The 18,560-nt window shown below is 65.4% G+C and carries 14 protein-coding genes, 1 tRNA gene and 1 other annotated feature; of the genes, 13 read left to right on the top strand and 2 right to left on the bottom strand.

The window, feature by feature from the left end; genetic code table 11:
• The first annotated feature begins 73 nt into the window (after window positions 1–73).
• From recA to C1A13_RS12150, 13 genes are all read left to right on the top strand, one after another.
• A complete protein-coding gene (gene recA, locus C1A13_RS12210; protein ID WP_101552395.1) occupies window positions 74–1,228 on the top strand; it encodes a recombinase RecA in 1,155 nt (384 codons plus the stop codon).
• Window positions 1,225–1,842 carry a regulatory protein RecX gene (locus C1A13_RS12205; RefSeq protein WP_101552393.1) on the top strand — a complete coding sequence of 206 codons (618 nt, stop codon included), beginning with the start codon at window positions 1,225–1,227 and terminating at the stop codon, window positions 1,840–1,842. The genes recA and C1A13_RS12205 overlap by 4 nt, the downstream gene beginning before the upstream one ends.
• A 741-nt stretch (window positions 1,843–2,583) precedes the next feature.
• Window positions 2,584–3,906, top strand: a complete 1,323-nt coding sequence (rimO, locus tag C1A13_RS12200) for a 30S ribosomal protein S12 methylthiotransferase RimO (RefSeq protein WP_101552391.1) — start codon at window positions 2,584–2,586, stop codon at window positions 3,904–3,906.
• Between the two features lies 1 nt (window position 3,907).
• On the top strand, window positions 3,908–4,486 hold the full coding sequence (gene pgsA, locus C1A13_RS12195) for a CDP-diacylglycerol--glycerol-3-phosphate 3-phosphatidyltransferase (RefSeq protein WP_101552389.1): 579 nt from the start codon (window positions 3,908–3,910) through the stop codon (window positions 4,484–4,486).
• 49 nt (window positions 4,487–4,535) lie between these two features.
• Window positions 4,536–4,760: a binding site (T-box leader), on the top strand.
• A gap of 77 nt (window positions 4,761–4,837) precedes the next feature.
• The gene (gene epsC / locus C1A13_RS12190) at window positions 4,838–5,518 is read left to right on the top strand and encodes a serine O-acetyltransferase EpsC (protein ID WP_101552387.1); all 681 of its coding nucleotides are present in this window, start codon (window positions 4,838–4,840) and stop codon (window positions 5,516–5,518) included.
• Between the two features lie 187 nt (window positions 5,519–5,705).
• Window positions 5,706–7,103, top strand: a complete 1,398-nt coding sequence (gene cysS / locus C1A13_RS12185) for a cysteine--tRNA ligase (protein WP_101552385.1) — start codon at window positions 5,706–5,708, stop codon at window positions 7,101–7,103.
• Window positions 7,104–8,284: 1,181 nt separating this feature from the next.
• Window positions 8,285–8,506, top strand: a complete 222-nt coding sequence (locus C1A13_RS12180) for a helix-turn-helix domain-containing protein (protein WP_101552383.1) — start codon at window positions 8,285–8,287, stop codon at window positions 8,504–8,506.
• A complete protein-coding gene (locus tag C1A13_RS12175) occupies window positions 8,503–10,530 on the top strand; it encodes a ComEC/Rec2 family competence protein (protein ID WP_101552381.1) in 2,028 nt (675 codons plus the stop codon). Before C1A13_RS12180 ends, C1A13_RS12175 begins: the two co-directional genes overlap by 4 nt.
• Window positions 10,531–10,548: 18 nt before the next feature.
• A complete protein-coding gene (gene holA / locus C1A13_RS12170) occupies window positions 10,549–11,589 on the top strand; it encodes a DNA polymerase III subunit delta (RefSeq protein WP_101552379.1) in 1,041 nt (346 codons plus the stop codon).
• Window positions 11,586–12,182: a toprim domain-containing protein gene (locus C1A13_RS12165; protein WP_101552377.1), complete on the top strand. Its 597-nt coding sequence runs from the start codon at window positions 11,586–11,588 to the stop codon at window positions 12,180–12,182. Before holA ends, C1A13_RS12165 begins: the two co-directional genes overlap by 4 nt.
• Window positions 12,183–12,216: 34 nt before the next feature.
• Window positions 12,217–13,551, top strand: a complete 1,335-nt coding sequence (locus tag C1A13_RS12160; RefSeq protein WP_101552375.1) for an MBOAT family O-acyltransferase — start codon at window positions 12,217–12,219, stop codon at window positions 13,549–13,551.
• A gap of 36 nt (window positions 13,552–13,587) precedes the next feature.
• The gene (locus C1A13_RS12155) at window positions 13,588–14,715 is read left to right on the top strand and encodes a DHHW family protein (RefSeq protein ID WP_101552373.1); all 1,128 of its coding nucleotides are present in this window, start codon (window positions 13,588–13,590) and stop codon (window positions 14,713–14,715) included.
• Between the two features lie 40 nt (window positions 14,716–14,755).
• A tRNA-Leu gene (locus C1A13_RS12150) sits at window positions 14,756–14,842 on the top strand.
• A 179-nt stretch (window positions 14,843–15,021) separates the two neighbouring features.
• Here C1A13_RS12150 and C1A13_RS15150 read toward each other — a convergent pair.
• Both C1A13_RS15150 and C1A13_RS12140 read right to left on the bottom strand, forming a co-directional pair.
• On the bottom strand, window positions 15,022–17,031 hold the full coding sequence (locus tag C1A13_RS15150) for an ATP-binding protein (RefSeq protein ID WP_101552372.1): 2,010 nt from the start codon (window positions 17,029–17,031) through the stop codon (window positions 15,022–15,024).
• 42 nt (window positions 17,032–17,073) lie between these two features.
• Complete coding sequence (locus C1A13_RS12140) at window positions 17,074–18,534, bottom strand: eCIS core domain-containing protein (protein WP_101552370.1); 1,461 nt, start codon at window positions 18,532–18,534, stop codon at window positions 17,074–17,076.
• Between the last annotated feature and the right edge of the window lie 26 nt (window positions 18,535–18,560).

Below are 18,560 nucleotides of genomic sequence, written 5' to 3'. Positions count from 1 at the left end.
GTGTATAATGCGAATAGTGAATATCCGCGCGGCCGTCCGCCGCGCGACGATTTTTGATGGCGGAGGCAGGGCTATGGCGGATAAAAAAATGGGGCCTGTGAGCGAGCGCAGGCAGAACATCTCTGCGGAGGACCGGCAGAAGGCGCTTGAGACCGCGCTTGGGCAGATTGAAAAGCAGTTTGGCCGCGGCGCGGTCATGAAGCTCGGGCAGGACAGCACCCTCAACGTGGAGGCGATCCCGACCGGGTCGCTCTCGCTGGACATCGCGCTCGGCATCGGCGGCGTTCCCCGCGGGCGTATCATTGAAATTTACGGGCCGGAGAGCTCCGGCAAGACGACCGTCGCGCTGCACGTCGTCGCGCAGGCGCAGAAGATGGGCGGCGAAGCGGTCTTCATCGACGTTGAGCACGCGCTCGACCCCGTTTACGCGCAGGCGCTCGGGGTGGACATCGATTCGCTGCTCGTCTCCCAGCCGGATACTGGCGAGCAGGCGCTCGAGATCGCGGAGGCGCTCGTGCGTTCGGGTGCGATCGACGTGGTCGTCGTCGACTCGGTGGCCGCGATGGTCACCAAGGCGGAGATCGAAGGGGAGATGGGCGACAGCCACGTCGGCCTGCAGGCCCGCCTCATGAGCCAGGCGCTGCGCAAGCTGACCGGCGCGATCGGCAAGTCCAACTGCGTGGTCATCTTTATCAACCAGCTGCGCGAGAAGATCGGCGTCATGTACGGCAACCCCGAGACGACGCCGGGCGGCCGCGCGCTCAAATTCTACGCGTCGGTGCGCCTCGACGTGCGCCGCATCGAGGCGCTCAAAAGCGGCACCGAGGTCATCGGCAACCGCACCCGCGTCAAGGTGGTCAAGAATAAGGTCGCGCCTCCCTTCCGCGAGGCGGAGTTCGATATCATGTACGGCACCGGCATTTCCCAGGAGGGCGAGGTGCTCGACCTGGCGAACAAGCTGGACATCGTGGTCCGCGGCGGCTCGTGGTTCAACTACGGCGACATCCGCCTCGGACAGGGCCGCGACAACGCGAAGGAATATCTCAAGGCCAATCCCGAGCTCATGGCGGAGATCGAGGCAAAGGTGCGCGAGAACGCGGATAAGCTGTTGAAATCCCCGCGCGCGGCCGGCGGCAAAAAGCCGGTGAAGGTCGGGGCCGCCCCTGTGGAAGCGCCCGCCGCGCCCGCCGCACGCGTCAACATCGACGTGGAGACGGATGACGAATGAAGCTGACCGCCGTCAGAATGACAAAATGGGGACGCGTCGCCCTCTATGGGGACGATGAGTTCCTGCTCAGTATGCACCCCGACGTCTTTGCGGCGTCGGGGCTTTCGGTCGGTTCGGAGATCGACGGGGAGCGCCTTGCCGGGCTCGCCGCCGAGGCGGAGCTCAAAAAAGCCAAGGAACGCGCCTTTTCGATGCTGTCCGGCCGGGAATACACCTCCAGTCAGCTTCGGGACCGCCTCGCCCGCCATGTGGACCCCGAGGCCGCGGGACAGGCGGTCGAGCGGATGGAGGAGCTGGGCCTTGTGGACGACGACGGCTATGCCGAACGGTACGCGCGGGAACTCAGCGAACGCAAACACTACGGCCTGCTGCGCATCCGCCAGGAGCTGCGGCAGAAGGGCCTTTCCGCCGAGCAGATCGAGTGGGCGGTTTCACTGCTCGACGCCGATCCGCAGGAGCAGATGTTAGAGGTGCTTGAAAAGAAATATTCCGCCGCACCGGAAGACGAGGCGGTCAAGCGCCGCGCCTACAACGCCCTTTTGCGGCTGGGCCACCGTCCCTCCGACGTGCGCCGGGCGCTCGCCCGCTTCTGTGGGGCCACTGAGGAGTTTTAGATTTGCCGCTCAGTGAGCGGTGGAGCTTGTCGGTGGCCGACCGACGGCAGGCTTAGATTTGTCGCTCAGTGAGCGGTGTAGCTTGCCGGGTCCCGCCCCGGCAGGCGGCCCTATTTCTTGGCCGCCCAAGAAATAGGGGAAAGAAACCGCAGGGGGCTTGGGCGGCCTGCCCGGGCTGCGCCCGGAGCGCGCTACGCGCGACGGCCGCTCGCGGGCGCTCCGCCCCGCGACCCCGGCTTGAGTCCGCTTCGCGGACCCGGCCCTGCGGGCCGGATTTCTTAAACAGAGTCCCTTTCGGGGACAAAATCCTCCCTCGTGTGCCCCTACCCGGTAAGCTCGTCGCACCGTTGTTTCCATCGTTGGGTGCGTCCGCAACCTGAATTGAGCCTTCAGCTAGTGTACCCGTGGGGAGTGACGGTAGTCTGCGGGTACTGGCAAGGTACTCCCGGGGGTTTCTCAAGGGGACTGGCGGAAGTCCCCTTGAGCGCCCTTCTTCCGCCGACTTCTTGGGCGCGCAAGAAGTCGGCGCGCCCGCCGGGGCGGGTCCCGGCAATCTATGCCGCCGCAGGCAGCTCCCCTAAAGCGCCCCGGAGGGGCGCGAAAAAGGCCGTCCGTCCGCAGGGCGGAAAATCGAAAACCGCCGCCGGGGCGGGCCCCGGCAATCCCCGCAAAATCCGCGCCGCTTTATGAGCGGCAGCTCAAAAAGCCTCCGCCGCGCAGGCGGCGGAAAAGGAGAAGATCATGGCAGTCAAAGTTGGAATGGTATCCCTCGGATGTTCAAAGAACCAGGTGGACGCGGAACTGATGCTCGCGCTGATCGTGCAGGGCGGGTACGAGCTTTGCGCCGACGCGCAGGCGTGCGACGTGGTGATCATCAACACCTGCGGGTTCATCGAGGACGCGAAGCGGGAGAGCATCGAGACGATCCTCGAGTTTGCGCAGATGAAGGAAGCGGGGAAGATTAAGGCGGTCGTCGTGACCGGATGCCTGGCCGAGCGGTACCGCGAGCAGGTGGCGATGGAGATCCCCGAGGCGGACGTGGTGCTCGGCATCGGGCGCAACGCGGAGATTATCCGGGCGATCGAGGACGCGCTCGCGGGCAAAAGGACGGTCGCCTTCGGGGAGAAGGACGCCCTGCCGCTCGAAGGGGAGCGTATCCTTGCCAACGAACCCTTTTACGCCTATCTCAAGGTGGCGGACGGGTGCGACAACCGCTGTTCCTACTGCGCCATCCCGCTTATCCGCGGGGATTTCCGCAGCCGCCCGATGGAAAAGATCGTGGAGGAAGCAAAACGTCTTGCCGCGCGAGGCGTGACTGAACTGAACGTTGTGGCGCAGGACACCACGCGGTACGGCGAGGACCTCTACGGCCGGCTGGCACTGCCCGAGCTGCTCGAGGAGCTCTGCAAAATCGACGGGGTCCGGTGGGTGCGCATCCTCTACTGCTATCCCGACCGGATCACCGACCGCCTGCTCGACGTGATGGCGCGGGAGGAGAAGATTGTCAAATACATGGACGTGCCCATCCAGCATGTGAGCGGCCGGATTTTAAAGCTCATGAACCGGCGCGGCGGCGCGGAGAGCCTTGCGGCGCTGATGGAAAAGATCCGCTTGAAGGTGCCGGGCGTGGTGCTGCGCACGACGCTGATCACCGGATTCCCGACCGAGACGGAGGAGGAGTTTACCGAGCTGTGCGAATTTATCCGTGCGGTACGCTTCGAGCGGCTCGGTTGTTTTGCCTATTCCGCCGAGGAGGACACGCCCGCGGGGGAGATGGACGGGCAGATCGACGAAGAGGTCAAAAGACGGCGCGCGCAGGTTGTCATGGAGCAGCAATATGATATAATGGAGGAAGTGAACCGCGCGCAGCTGGGCAAGACGCTGACGGTGGCGGTCGAGGGACGCGAGGGAAAGCTGTGGTACGGCCGCAGCTATATGGACGCGCCCGACATCGACACAAAGGTCTTTTTCACGAGCGGGCGCAAACACCTGCCGGGCGACTACGTCGAGGTCATGATCGACGGGGTCGAGCAGTATGATTTAAAGGGAAGGGCTCTGGACTGATATGAACCTGCCAAATAAACTCACCGTCCTGCGCATGGCACTGATTCCGGTGTTTCTGGTCTTCCTGCTGGCGGACGGGATTCCGCACGCCTATCTGTTCGCGGCGGCCGTTTTTGCCGCCGCCTCCTTCACCGACTATCTCGACGGGCACATCGCCCGCCGGGACGGGCTCGTCACCAATTTCGGCAAGCTCATGGACCCGCTCGCGGATAAGCTGCTCGTCTTTTCGGCGCTCATCTGCTTCATCCCCAAGGGCCGCGCGTCCGCGCTCGCGGTGTTCATCATCCTCGCGCGGGAACTGCTCGTCACCTCGGTGCGCCTCATCGCCGCCGAACAGGGACGCGTCATCGCCGCCGATATCTGGGGCAAGCTGAAGACCGTCTTCCAAATCATCTGGGTGCTCTATACCCTGCTGGCCATGTGGGTCACGTGGAGCCTGCTGCCTCCGTCGCCCGAGTCCTATTCGGTGTGGTTTTTCATCGGGGACGTGGCGCTTCAGGCGGTCGTCGTGCTGCTGACCGTCCTTTCGGGGGTCAACTACGTGTGGAAAAACCGCGACCTGCTCTCCGACGTGAAATAACCCCTTGCAAGTTTCACACAAATATGGTATGGTTTGCATATAGTAGATCAATACTGCGTTGACCGGGAGAAGTACCCGCAACACCCCGCGACAGAGAGAACGCGCCGTCGGCTGCAAGCGCGTTTCGCGGCAGGCTGCGTGGGAAATGCGCCCGCGAGCACGCGGCCTGAACGGGGCTTTCCCAATTAGGGCTGCGCGTATCCCGCGTTAAGGGAAAAGGGTGTCAGCCCTGAGCGAGAAATCGAAGTGGAACCGCGGAATATCCGCCTTCGTTTGGCCAAGTGCCGGACGGGGCGGTTTTTATTTTGCATCTACGGATTCATAACAGCCTTTCTGGGAGGTATGATAAGGATGTTTGACGCGATTAAAAAGGATGTCCAGGCCGTCAGGGAACGCGATCCGGCGGCGCGCAACAGCTTTGAGGTGCTGCTGCTTTCGAGCGGTTTGCACGCCATCATGATGCACCGCCCCGCGCACTGGCTCTATGAGCACAAGGCCTATCTGCCGGCGCGCTTTCTCAGCCAGTTTTCCCGGTTTTTGACCGGTATTGAGATACACCCCGGCGCGAAGATCGGCCAGGGGGTCCTGATCGACCACGGCATGGGGGTCGTTATCGGCGAGACCGCCGAGGTCGGCGACGGCTGCACGATCTACCAGGGGGTCACCTTGGGCGGCACGGGCAAGGACAAGGGCAAACGCCATCCGACGCTCGGCAAAAATGTGACGGTCGGCTGCGGCGCCAAGATTCTGGGGCCGTTCAAGGTCGGCGACGGCGCGAAGGTCGCGGCCAACGCCGTGCTGCTCGAATCGATCCCGCCCGCCTCCACGGCGGTGGGCGTTCCGGCGCGCATCGCGCGGGTGGGCGGCCGCAAGCCCAACACCCTCGACCATGTCCACCTGCCCGACCCGGTCGCGCAGGAGATCTGCAAGCTGCAATTCGAGCTTGACCGGCTCGAAAAGCGCATCCGCGAACTCGAAAAGGAACAGGCGGCGGCCCCGGCGGACGACCGGGTGCGCGTCCCGCAGGAATAGACGGGTTCTTCCGCCGGCGACGGCCGCGGAGGCGCCGCACGGCCGGGCGGCGGGCCCGCCGCGCGGTGCGCGGCGTTCGGCTCCCCGAAGGGGAGCCGCCGGCGCCGTCCGAAGGACGGCGCGGCCCGCCGCCTCATGCGCGCCCCGCGTCCCCACCTCAACAACACGGAAAAGGAGAGCAGAAAAGATGAAGATTTACAATACGTTGACGCGCCGCAAGGAGGAGTTCGTGCCCCTCGAGCCGGGGAAGGTGAAGATGTATGCCTGCGGGCCGACCGTCTATAACTTCATCCACATCGGCAACGCGCGGCCGATCTGCGTGTTTGACACGCTGCGCCGCTATCTCGAATACCGGGGCTATGACGTGACCTTCGTGCAGAACTTCACCGACATCGACGACAAGCTCATCAACAAGGCCAACGAGGAGGGCGTGACCGTCCGGGAGGTGGCCGAGCGGTATATCGGCGAATACCTGACCGACACCGAGGGGCTGGGCATCCGTCCCGCGGACATCCACCCGCGCGCGACCGAGAACATCGATACGATCATCGGCATGGTCAAGACGCTTGTGGACCGCGGGTATGCCTATGAACGGGACGGCAGCGTCTATTTCCGTTCGCGTAAATTTGGCGAGTACGGCAAGCTCTCCCACCAGCCGCTGGAGGATCTGGAGGCGGGCGCGCGCATCGACGTGAGCGACGTCAAGGAGGACCCGCTCGACTTTGTGCTGTGGAAGGCGGCCAAGCCGGGCGAGCCGAGCTGGACTTCGCCGTGGGGCGAGGGCCGTCCCGGCTGGCATATCGAGTGCAGCGCGATGATCCGCAGACACCTGGGGGACACGATCGACATCCACTGCGGCGGCCAGGACCTCATCTTTCCGCATCACGAAAACGAGATTGCCCAGAGCGAGTGCTGCACAGGGACCACCTACGTCCGCTACTGGATGCACAACGGCTATATCAACGTCGACAACCGCAAGATGAGCAAGTCGCTCGGCAACTTCTTCACCGTGCGGGAGGTCGCGGATAAATTTGGCTATGAGCCGATCAAATTTATGATGCTCCAGGCGCACTACCGCAGCCCGATCAACTATTCGCTCGAGGTGATCGAGCAGTGCCAGGCGGCGCTTTCCCGCCTGCACAACTGCCGGGACGGACTGGACTTCGCGCTGAAAAACGCCTGCGACGCCCCGACCGAGGGGGAGGACGCCTTCCGCGCGCAGGCGGACGCGCGTGTGGCGCAGTTCGTCGAGGCGATGGACGACGACCTCAACACCGCCGACGGCATCGCGGCCCTCTTCGAGCTTGCGCGCGACTGCAACACCTTCTTTGGGAACAACACCCGCTCGAAGGGGATCGTCGAATACGCGATCCAAAAGTTTGACGAGCTGTGCGGCGTGCTCGGCCTGCTCTACGGCCGCGGGGCGGACGACCTCGACGCCGAGGTCGAAGCCCTGATCACCGAACGCCAGGCGGCCCGCAAGGCGAAGGATTTCGCCCGGGCGGACGCCATCCGCGACCAGCTCACCGCCATGGGCATCCTGCTCAAGGACACGCCGCAGGGTGTTCAGTGGAGCAGGAAGTAGTTGCCGCTCGGGGAGCGGCGGAGGTTGTCGGTGGTCGACCGGCAGCGACTCCTTAGGCATACCGCTCATCGAGCGGCGTAGTTGCCGGGTCCCGCCCCGGCGGGCGGCCCTATTTCTTGGCCGCCCAAGAAATAGGGGAAAGAAACCGCAGGGGGCTATGCCCCCTTGACCCCCGCGCCGCCTCCGGTTGGCCTTCGGCCAAAGTCGGCGGCGCCCTGTTACGGATCAGCGGACGAGCCTACAGCATCCCGCCAGCCGCCGCGCCGCGGGCGCAATGCCTCTGCCGGCGAGTCTCCGGTACCGTACCGAAAGTGCGCCCGGGGAGGCACGGCCGCTTTTGCGTGGCGCGCAGCGCCCACGGGGAGGCGGAAAACTGCGCGGCTACGCCGCGCACGCGCGCGGAGCGCGCGAACGCCCGGAACGGGCGTTGTTTTCCGCCGGGTGTTCCCGGCGAGCCCTCCGGCTTCGGTCGTTGGGAGCGCAAGGCGCACGTCAGTTGCGGCCCCTGCCCGCAACTGACCCCGCGATCGGTCAAGCCGATGCGCGTGCGCCTCACGGGGGGAGGGCTTAGGCGGCCTGCCCGGGCTGCGCCCGGAGCGCGCTATGCGCGACGGCCGATCTCCGGCCTAAGAGCCGCCTTCGGCGGTTGGCCTCCGAAACGCGGTCTGCGGATCGCAGTCGCGGGCGCTCCGCCCCGCGACCTCGGCTTGAGTCCGCTACGCGGACCCGGCCATGCGGGCCGGATTTCTTAAGCAGAGTCCCTTTCGGGGACAAAATCTTCCCCCGTGTGCCTCCACCCGGCAAGCTCGCCGCGCCTTCTGTTCCCGCCTGTTGGGAGCGCCCGCAACCTGAATTGAGCCTTCAGCTTGTGTACCCGTGGGGAGCGGCGGTAGTCTGCGGGTTATGGCAAGGTACTTCCGGAGATTCCAAAGGACCCGGCGGAGGGTCCTTTGGCGCCCTTCTTTCGTCCATTTCTTGGGCGAACAAGAAATGGACCCGCCCGCCGGGGCGGGACCCGGCAATTTCTGCCGCCGAAGGCGGCTCCCCTTAGCCCTCCAAAGGAGGGCGATAAAAGCCCCTCCGCCCCCCGGGCGGAAGGCGATTACGATTCGTTATGAGTAAAACGCATAAAATCGCGCCTTTGGCTAGCATCGTGCTATCATACTAGCGAGGTGATCGCCATGTGCTATCCAAGGCTGCGCGCGTTGCGGGAGGAATCCGGTTTGGGACAGGCAGAGACTGCAAGGATACTGGGCATTGACCGGCGGACCTATGTGCGCTACGAGGAAAAAACGCGGCGCATCCCTCTGCGGATTGCGGTGAAGCTCGCCGCCTTTTACGGCGTGACGATCGACTATCTGGTGGGACGCAGCGACAGGCGCGCATCCGCCCCGCAGGGATGAACCGGGCGTTTCATATCGGCGGGCTCGTGTGGTTTGCCGCCGTTCTTGCGGCCGGGACGTTCGGCTGGGACCCGCTTATCTGCGCGGGGATCGGGGCCGCTGTCTTTGCCGCGCTGCTCCTGAAAGGCAGGCTGCCGCTGTGGACCTATTCCGCGGCGGCGGCCTTTTGCGCCTGTATGCTCTCGCTGGCGGTTTATCACGCGCTGGCCGTGGAGCCCGCCGCGCGTTGGGAAGGGACGCGGCGGGTGCGTGCGGTGGTGACCGACCGCGCGGATTACGGCAGCTACGCCCGGCTGTCCCTCACGGCGGACCGCGAGGGGATGCCCGCGGGCCTTTCGGGCGCGCGGATTCAGGTGAGCGCGCCCGCCGCGCTTGCGGTTGCCCCCGGCGATGTGGTAGAATGGGAGTTAAAGCTGGAGGTCCCCGAAGCGGAACGGGAACGCCTTTGGGCGGACGGCTTCCGCTTCCGGGGGACGGTCTCCGGCGCGCCCGCCGTCGTGGGGGAGCGGCCCGGCGGCCTGCGGGTGGCGCTCGCGGAATACCGCTCGGGCATCCGCCAAAATATCCTGCACGAGCTTCCCAACGAATACGGCGAGCTGCTCGCCGCGCTCGTGACGGGCCGTACCGAGGGGCTTTCCCCCGAACTGCGTTACGACTATTCCCGCGCGGGGATTTCCCACCTGCTGGCGGTGTCCGGCCTGCACCTTTCCGTTTTCGTCGCGCTCATCGACGCGCTGCTTGCCGCCTGCTTCCTCTCGCGGCGGCAGCGGGGCATCGCGGAGATCGCGGCCGTCCTCTTCCTCATGGGCCTCACCGGCTTTTCCCATTCGGTCGTGCGCGCGGGCGTCATGCTGATCGTCTGCCGCGCCGCGCTGCTTTGCGGCCGCGATTCCGACACGCTCAATTCCCTCGGGTTTGCCGTCGTCCTGATGCTGCTCTGCAACCCCTACGCCGCGTTCAGCACGGGGCTTCAGCTCTCCTACCTCGCCACAATGGGCATCGCCGCCGCATCCGGCCCGATGACCGGGTGGTTTTCCAAACGCCTGTGCGGGGTCGGCGGCTTCACGCTCGAGGAGACCCGCCCGAAGGCTTACGCGCTCCTCTCGATGCTGTCCGCGACCCTCTGCGCCCAGCTGTTTACCGCGCCGGTGCTCTGCTGGCGGTTCGGCCAGATATCCCTTGTGTCGCCGCTCGTCAACCTGATCGTCGCGCCCGCGGTCCCCTTCGCCCTCGCGGGCGGGCTGCTCTGCGGGTTCGCGGGGTTCCTCCCCGTGCTCGCGGTCCCGGCGCGGTTCTTCGGGCTTGTGGGCGGCGTGTCCGTCCGCGCGATCACCGAGACGGCCCAGTGGTGGTCACGGTTCCAGTTTGCAGCCCTGCCGCTTCGCAGCGACTGGCTCGTGCTGTGGATGGGCGCCTGCCTGCTGGGCGGCGCGGTCCTGGCCGCGCTGCGGGTGAAGCCGGCCGTCAGGCGGCAGGCCGCCGCGCTGTCGGCGCTGGCGCTCACGGCGGGCGCGTTTTCCCAGTCGCTCGCGTGGGGGAACACGATGGAGATCGCCCTGCCGGAGAACGGCTCCGCGGTCGCCGTGGCCTATCATGGGCAGGGCGCGCTGATCGGCGTTCCCGATTCCCTCTACGAGGCGCGGAACCTGCGCGCCTTCTTCCGCGACCACGGGGTGGAGCGGATCGACCTGCTGGCCGCGCGCCGGGAGGCGGACCTGCGTTCCAACCCCGCGCTGCTCCTTTTGGGGGAGGTGCCCGCCGACGCCGCCTTTGGGCTGGACGGGACCTACGGGTTTTCGGCGGAGCTGTTCGGGTGCGCGGGGCTTGCCGCCGAGGGGCGGGACGCGGAGACCCTGCGGCTCGAGGCGGGAAATCTGCGCATCGTCAAGGAGTTTACCCAGTCCCCGCAGGAGGCGGATCTGCTCGTCAACGCGAAAAACGAGCTGGTCGCCGCGCCCGGCGTGGCGGTCAAAACGAACGACCGGTATTTCGGCAGCGTGGTGGTCACGCTGCGGATTCCATAGAAGAAAGGGGGGCGCGCCGTGCGCTTCCAGATGGAGAGCGATTTTGCCAAGCACGTCAAGGGCCCCGAGCTCGAGCGGGTCTACCTGCTCCACGGCACCCAGCCCTACCTGATTGCGAACTATGAAAAGCTGCTCGTCAAAAAGGCGCTGGGCGGGGAGTTCAACGACTTCAACCTCCACCGCTTCGAGGGGGACAGCCTCGATTTGCAGGCGTTTTACGACGCGGTGGAGTCGCTGCCCTTCTTTTCGGAGGGGCGGTGCGTGACCCTCGACATCGACCCGGACAAGCTGGACGCCGGGCAGCTCGACGAGCTGTGCGGAGTGCTGGCGGACCCGCCGCGCACGACGACGGTGGTCATCACCGTCAAGAACCCGCCCGCCAAAAGGGAGAAGCTCGCCAAGCTCGTGAAGGCGTGCGACGGCGCGGGCTGCGTCGTCGAGCTGGGCAGCCGCAGGAGCAGCGACACGCTGCGCTTTTTGCGTGACCGCGCGCAGAAAAACGGCTGCGAGCTGGAAAGCGCGGTGGCCTCCTACATGGTCGAGCGGTGCACCGACGACTTGCAGCTGCTCGCCACCGAGCTCGACAAGCTGTGCGCCTACGTGGGCGGGGGCAGGATCGAGCGCGCGGACGTCGACGCGGTCGTGACGACGGTGCTGCAGGCGAAGGTGTTCGACCTCTCCAAAGCGATCCTGCGGGGGCGGTTCGACGCGGCGATGGAGCTGGTCGACCAGCTCATCTACCTGCGGGAGCCCGCGGGTAAGGTGCTGGCGGTGCTGTCGGGGGCGTTCTGCGACCTCTACCGCGGCTTTGCGGCGCGGCAGGCGAACGTCCCGGCGGAGCGCGCGGCGGCGGAGCTCGGCTATGCCAAAAACCGCACCTTCGCGATCAAGAACGCGATGAGCGACAGCGGCGGCTATACGGCCGGGCAGCTCGGGAAGATGCTGACGCTGCTCGCCGACGCGGACATGCGCCTCAAGAGCACGGGCGGGGACGACCGGGTCGTGCTTGAGGAAACGATCACCAAACTATTTTTACTGACGGGGAAGCGAGCGGGATGATCAAATTAAAGCAGGCGGTGATCGTCGAGGGAAAATACGATAAGGCGAAGCTCTCGTCGCTCGTCGACGCGACGATCGTGACGACCGACGGGTTCGACGTCTTCCGCGACAGGGAAAAGCTCGCCTACATCCGCGCGCTCGCGGAGAAAAACGGCGTGATCATCCTGACCGACTCCGACGCGGCGGGCTTCCGCATCCGCGCGCACATCGCCGGCGCGGTCGACCCCGAAAAGATCATCCATGTCTATATCCCGGACATCTTCGGCAAGGAGCGGCGCAAGACGCAGCCCTCCGCCGAGGGCAAGCTCGGGGTGGAGGGGATGCCCGCCGGGGTGCTGCTCGACGCGCTGCGGCGCGCGGGCGTGGCCGTGGAGGGGCAGGACGCCCCCGCCCCGGCAAAGCGCGCCGCGCCCGTCACCAAGGCGGATCTCGTCGAGTGGGGGCTGTCCGGCGGGCCGGACAGCGCCGGCAGGCGCCGCCGCGTGCTCGCCGCGCTCGGTCTGCCCGCGCGCATGAACGCCAACGCGATGCTTTCGGCAATCAACGCCCTCTACACCCGCGGGGAGTTCCTCGCCTTCCTGGAAACCCACTGATCCCGCCCAAACCAACGAAAGGGGGTGCGCGGACGTGCATCTCGACAGCCTCTCCTTCGTCTACCTGTTCCTGCCGCTGACGATCGCCGTCTGCCTCATCAGCCCCATGCGCTGGCGCCCGGCGGTCCTGCTCGCCTTTTCCGCCCTCTTTTACTGGTGGCTCGAGGGGGAGAACCTCCTGCTGCTCGCGGGCATCGTCCTCTTCGACTACCTGATGGGCCGCCTGCTTGAACGCGCCTCCAAGATGCCCCGCCTGCGCCGGGGAATCATGATCTGCTCGGCGGTCAAAAGCGTGGCGATCTTCCTGCTCTACGGGGCGCTCGGCCCGGTCTGGGGCGCGCATTTCCCGCTCGGGCTCGGAGTGGTGGCGCTCACCTCCTGCGGCTATGTGATCGACTGCTATTTCGGCTACACCTACGCCGAGCGCAACCTGCCCGCGCTCGCGCTGATGAACCTCTTCTTCCCCCGGCTCTACGCCGGGCCGCTCGTCTACCACAACAAGCTCATGCCCCAGGTGAAGGGGATGCGCATGACGCTGGAGCGGGCGGGGGAGGGCGGCAGGCTCTTCCTCGTCGGCCTCGGCAAAAAGGTGATCATCGGGGACGCGGTCTACGAGCTCTACGGCTCGCTGCGCGGGATGCCCACCCTCAATATGACGGCGCTTTCGGTGTGGACGATGGTGGTGACGCTCGCCTTCTCGGTCTATTTCATCTTTTCCGGCTACTGCGACATGGCCAAGGGGATCGGGCTGGTCTTCGGCGTGGAGCTGCCCGACAACTTCCACTACCCCTACCAGGCGACGAGCGTCAACGACTTTTTCGCCCGCTTCAACATCACCGTCAACCGCTACATCCGCCGCTATGTCTACATCAACCTCGGCGGCGCGCAGGGCAGCGTGATTTCCGGCGTGTTCAACATTCTGCTCGTCACCATCCTGATGGGGCTGTGGTTCGGCATCAGTTTAAACCTTTTACTTTGGGGCGTCTATTTCGCGGCGTTCGTCATCTTTGAGCGCTATTTCCTCAGCCGCTATATGGACGGGATCCCCACCCTCTTCCGGTGGCTCTATACCACCCTCGTCGTGCTCGTCTCCTTCGCGTTCTTTTCGGGCGGCACGCCGGGGCAGTCGCTCGGGTTCCTTAAAATGATGTTCGGCGTGGGGGGCTTCGCCACCCTCGAGAGCAGCAAGAGCGTGCTCTACCTGCTCGCCTCCCACTACCTCGTGCTCATCCTGGCGGCGGTGTCCTCGACGGGGCTGGTCGGCTGGTTCGCGGGCCTGTGGAAGAAGCACCTGCCGCGCACCTACGGCGTCGCCTCGGCGGTCTTTACCGCCGCGCTGCTGGTCGTGACGACCGCCTACCTGCTGTAGCGGGAGGCAAAAATTCTCTGAAAGGGGGAACCGCGCATGAGCAAAAAACTTTCGGGCGTCGTCTTTCTGGCGGCGGTCTTCGCGGTGCCGCTCTTTTTGCTGCTGCGCGGCGGCGGGCGGCCGCTGTGGGACGCGGTGGCCGGAGAGTCGGGGACGTTTGCGAAGCTCGAGCAGGCGTTCGCGGAGCGGTTCCCCTCCTCCGACGCGCTGCGCCGCCTGCAGGTCTCCCTCAACTATATGGGGGGCGGCAAGGAGCAGAACGGCGTCTTCATCTCGGGCGATTCGCTGACCCTCGACGTGCAGCCCAAGAGCCTGTCGGTCATCAACGACAACACGCTCGCGATGATCGACTTCGCGGACGACTACCAGATCCCCAGCTACGTGATGCTCATCCCGACGGCCTGCGCCGTTCAGCAGGGCAAGGTGCCCTACGACAGCATCGCGCCCCTCTATAACCAGCCGCAGCTCATCGACGACGTCTACCGCCGCGTCTCGGGGCATGTGACGGCGATCAACGTCTACCCGACCCTCTTCAACCACCAGGACGAATACATCTACTACAACACCGACAACACCACGACGGGGCTGGGCGGCTTCTATATCTATACGGCGGTGGCCAAAAAGCTCGGCCTGCGCCCCCGCGCGCTCGAGGATTTCTCCATCGAGCACATCGACTACGACTATTACGGCGATCTCTACGCGCTCTCCCCCTACCGGGAGGTGTCGCCCGACCGGGTGTCGGTCTACAACTACAACTCCCAGTACCAGCGCAGCTACACCGTCACCCACTACAGCGCCGACGGGACCTCCCGCCGCTACTACACCCTCTACCCGAAATTCAAAAAGGAGCTCGGCGGCACGATGGACATCCCGCTCGGCGGGATTTCCCCGGTGATCGACATCGACATCGGCAATCCCTCCTACATCAACCGGCTGCTGATTTTCGGCGACCGCTCGGTGCAGAGCTACCTGCCCTTCCTGCTGATCTACTACGAGCAGGTGACCTTTGTGGACACCGCCACCGCCACGCCCGAGCTGCTCCAAAGCCTCAGGCTCGGCCGCTACAACCAGGTGCTCTTCGCCTTTTCGGTGGACAGCTACGTCTCCGCCGACCAGCTCTCCCTGCTCTCCGAGCTGCCCGCGCCGCCGGGCCGCCAGTCTTGACGAATCGGTCCGCTTGGGGTATGATAGGAGGGCGGAATCTGCCGCAGTGGCGGAATCGGCAGACGCAAGGGACTTAAAATCCCTCGGGGGCAACCCCGTGACAGTTCAAGTCTGTTCTGCGGCACCATTTCCTGTGGGTTGGCTCTCAGACCGCATCTTAAGGATGTGGACTGGGAGCCTTCCTTTTTTATATTTGAAAGGGGCCAGGGCTGGTTCCGTTTTTTGTCCCGATTGGGGGCCTGAAAAATATGGGACCCCGGCCTTTTCCTTGAAAAGGCCGGGGTCCCTGTGCTTTTGCGGCGGGGGCTAGGCTTTCGGCCGCTCATAGAGGAAGCCGTATTCCGCGAAATCCTGGTTCAGCATGGTCTTGCCGCGCTTGAGGTTCTCGTTGCGCAGGCTGTCCAGGATGTGGCGCATGGTGACGGGGCCGTCCTCCTCCGCGGCGAGGAAGGCGGCGTTCAGGGCGATATTCTTGATTGCGCCGCCCGCCAGCTCGAACCGCCGGGCAAGGTAGCCGAAGTCCACTCCGCTTGACGGCACCGTTTCGGGCAGGCAGGCCCGCCAGAGCTCCTCCCGCTGGGCCTCGCCGGGAAGCTGGAACTCCACCACATAGCGCATCCGGCGCATGAACGCCTCGTCGATGTTTTTTTTCAGGTTGGTGGCCAGAAGGACCACGCCGTCGTAGTCCTCGATCCGCTGGAGGATGTAGGACACCTGGATGTTGGCGAAGCGGTCGTTGGCCTCCTTGACCTCGCTGCGCTTGCCGAAGATGGAGTCCGCCTCGTCGAAGAAGAGCAGCACGTTCGACTTTTCGGCGGTGGCGAAGACCTGTTCCAGCCGTTTTTCGCTCTCGCCGATGTACTTGTCCACCACCTGCGAAAGGTCGACCCGGTAGAGCGCCAGCCCGAGGATGGAGGCGAGAATGTTGGCGGCCATCGTCTTGCCGGTGCCGGGAGGCCCTGCGAACAGCACCGACACCGCCTTGCCGTAGGGGTATTTGCTCTCCAGCCCCCACTCGTCGTAGACCTGGTGCCGGCGGAGCACATGGGTGCAGACATGGCGCAGCATCCGCTTCTGGTCCTCGGGGAGCTTGAGGTCGTCGAGGGTCCAGCCCTGCGGCACCTGTACGATCTTGCCCGAGACCGCGCGCGGCAGCGCCATGTAGCAGGCGCCGGAAACGGCCGCCGCGTCGACCGGTTCCCCGGCGCGTTCGAGCCGCGCAAGCTGCCGAACCGCCTTGCCGATGTCCCGGGGACTGGTCTTGTAGGTGGCGGCGTAGCGGGCGAAATCCCCCTCGGCCTTTAGGCCGTAGTATTTCCAGAAGCCCTGCCAGAGCGCGATCCGGTCCGCGCGGGTACAGGGCGGCAGATCGAACCTGACGGTGTGGCGGTCGGTGTAGGGAAGCAGCGCGAAGCCGGGATCGGTGCAGAGGAAGACGGGTGCTTCCAGGTCTCCCAGCGGCTCCAGGCAGCATTGCAGGAACCGCCGGGGCGCCCGCTCGTCGTCTGCTGACACGAGACCGTGGAAGCAGAGCGCGTCCCCGTAGAGGACGGCCTCCCGCCGGATGAGGCGCAGCAGGGAGGCGCGCGGCCCCTCCTCCGGTTCCATCAGGCGTTCGGCGTCCGCGAAGAGGACGCCGAAGCCGAGCCGGGCCGCCGCCGTCTGAAGCAAAAACCGCTTGCCCGCGCCGGGTCCCCCGGTGATCTGGATGCAGGCGCCGCCGGCCAGCTCCCCCGCTTCCTCGGCCGCGGCCAGCCGTTCCAGCTCGCCGGTCAGGCGGTCCGGCAGCTCGGGGCGTGCAAAGAACGGGTGAAGCGGCTCCGCCGGGGAAAAGCGGCGGCAGATTCCCGCAAGCGCCTCCGGCAGGCGGTCCCCGCCGCCGAGCCAGTCGACCAGCCGCCCGTCCGCCTCGAGCGGCGCGCGGTAATCGGGCGACGGCGATCCCTCCGTCCACAGCAGTTCCCCCAGCGCGCGGGAGGACTCCTCCAGCCGGTCCGGGGCGAAGGCATACCCCTCGCCGCCGAGGAGCTGCGCGGCGCTTTCCACCGTGACCGCGCCGATGTGGGCGTGCTCCCGCAGGTAGACCGCCGTCTCGGGGTAGACATGGACGGCCACGCAGAGGCCGAAGGCCAAAAGCGCCGCGTCCGCCCCCTCCAGCAGCTCGTGAACGCGGTTGAAGCGGGCTTCGGAGATTTCCCACAGGGCGTCCCGCTCCGGCTCCCGGACGGGCAGGGCGAGCCGCCCCCCGCCCTGCGGACGGAGGAGCGGCTCCAATTCGGCGATTACCCGCCGGGCGTATAATTCGCAGTAGGACATGCGGTTCCCTCACAGTCTTGGCGGGGATTTCCGGCGGGGCGGCTACGTCCCGCGGATTTTGCTCCAGAGCTTCTTGAAGGGGTTGCGCGACTTCTTTTTCGGGGCGGGGGCGGCCTCCCCGGACGAGCCGAGCCAGCGGCTCATAACCTCCTGCTGGCGCTCGGTCATGGGCTCGGCGGCCCCGGTTTTCCAGTGCTTCGCGGATAGGTAGCCCGGGGAGACGTAGCGGGATTCCTCAGCAGGGGCGGCCTCCGTGGGTGCGGCTGCCGCCGGCTGGGCCAGCGCCCGTTCCTCATCGGACAGTTTCCCCATCACCTCCGGCCGCACGGCCGGCATGCCGGTCTGCAAAACCCTTTGACGGATGCTCTCATATCTTCCAATAAAAGGACGGAGTTCCTCCGGGATCTGCTCGATGTCAATCCGGCGGAGGTCCTCGCCTTTTGAAAGGATCGCAGCGGCTTTTGTCATCATCGAACTCTGGCTCTCAATATTATCATTGGCCTTATTATAGATTCTTTGCGCCTCTTTTGGATCCTTGTGCTTGGAAAAGATATCATTTCTGCGCTTCATCCCGGCGGGCGCGGTCGGATCCAAACCTTTTACAGCCAGCGTACCCATCATATACTGGCTGAAATGGGAGTCCCCCGGCTGCGCCTGATCTGTTTCCCTGACTCTGTCGTAATTGGCGCCGCCCTCGTTCGCGAACAGGTCCCGGACATAATTCTGAAACTCTGGCTCATCCACCAGGTCGGAGACGATGTCAAAAATCTTGTCGGCGCTTTTTATTGTGGAATCGTCATAAAGAAGGCCCTTTGTGGCCAGCGCGCCGGTCCCGCCGCTGAACCGCCTCATAACATCCGCATTGGGGTCGTGCTTTTTTCCCAGCTTTTTTGCCTCGCCGCTATTGAGAAACGCATTGTAGCGGTCGAGCGCGTTTCCCATGACCGGCATATACCTTCTGTGCAGGTTATTCCCAGAACTCATGCGGGCTCCGCCTTCGAAGATGCTTTGACCCTCCTCCGGCGACATCGGCTCATACGCCGGGACTGGGGCGGCGGCTTTTTTCTTCCTGCCCAGCATCTGCGCTGGGGCGCTCTGCCCGGCGAGCGCGCCGGCGTCGACCGGCCCGGCGGATGTGAGGCTTCCGGACGCGAAGGCCGCGCCCGCGCGGTCGGCCGCCGCCTCGAAGGACGGCTCCTCCAGCACCCCGCCGGTCATCGGGACCTCGCCCTCGGCCTGGCTGCGCACATGCTCGAGCTCGTGCCCGAGCACCATGCGTCCCTCCGCCGTTCCGGGCGTGAACTCGCCCGGCGCGAAGGAGATCACGTTTCCCCGCGCGACGGCGCGCGCGCCCATCGCCTCCACCTCGGGCGACTCCGCAAACGAAATCCGTGCCGGGTCAAGGCCGAAGGACCGGCGCACCTCCTTTTCCGTGCGCCCGTCGAGGCGCAGCGGCTTCGGGGCCGGGGCCTTCTTTTCCTGCATTGCTGTGGTCATCGGCATACCGTTCTCTCCTTTCGGGGCGCGGA

Origin of the sequence: Anaerotruncus massiliensis (ex Togo et al. 2026) (assembly GCF_900199635.1) — a bacterium.
In the GTDB taxonomy this organism is placed as follows: Bacteria; Bacillota; Clostridia; order Oscillospirales; family Ruminococcaceae; genus Anaerotruncus; species Anaerotruncus massiliensis.
Note: the sequence above shows the minus strand (reverse complement) of the source record. Positions and strands in the feature narration are given on the sequence as shown.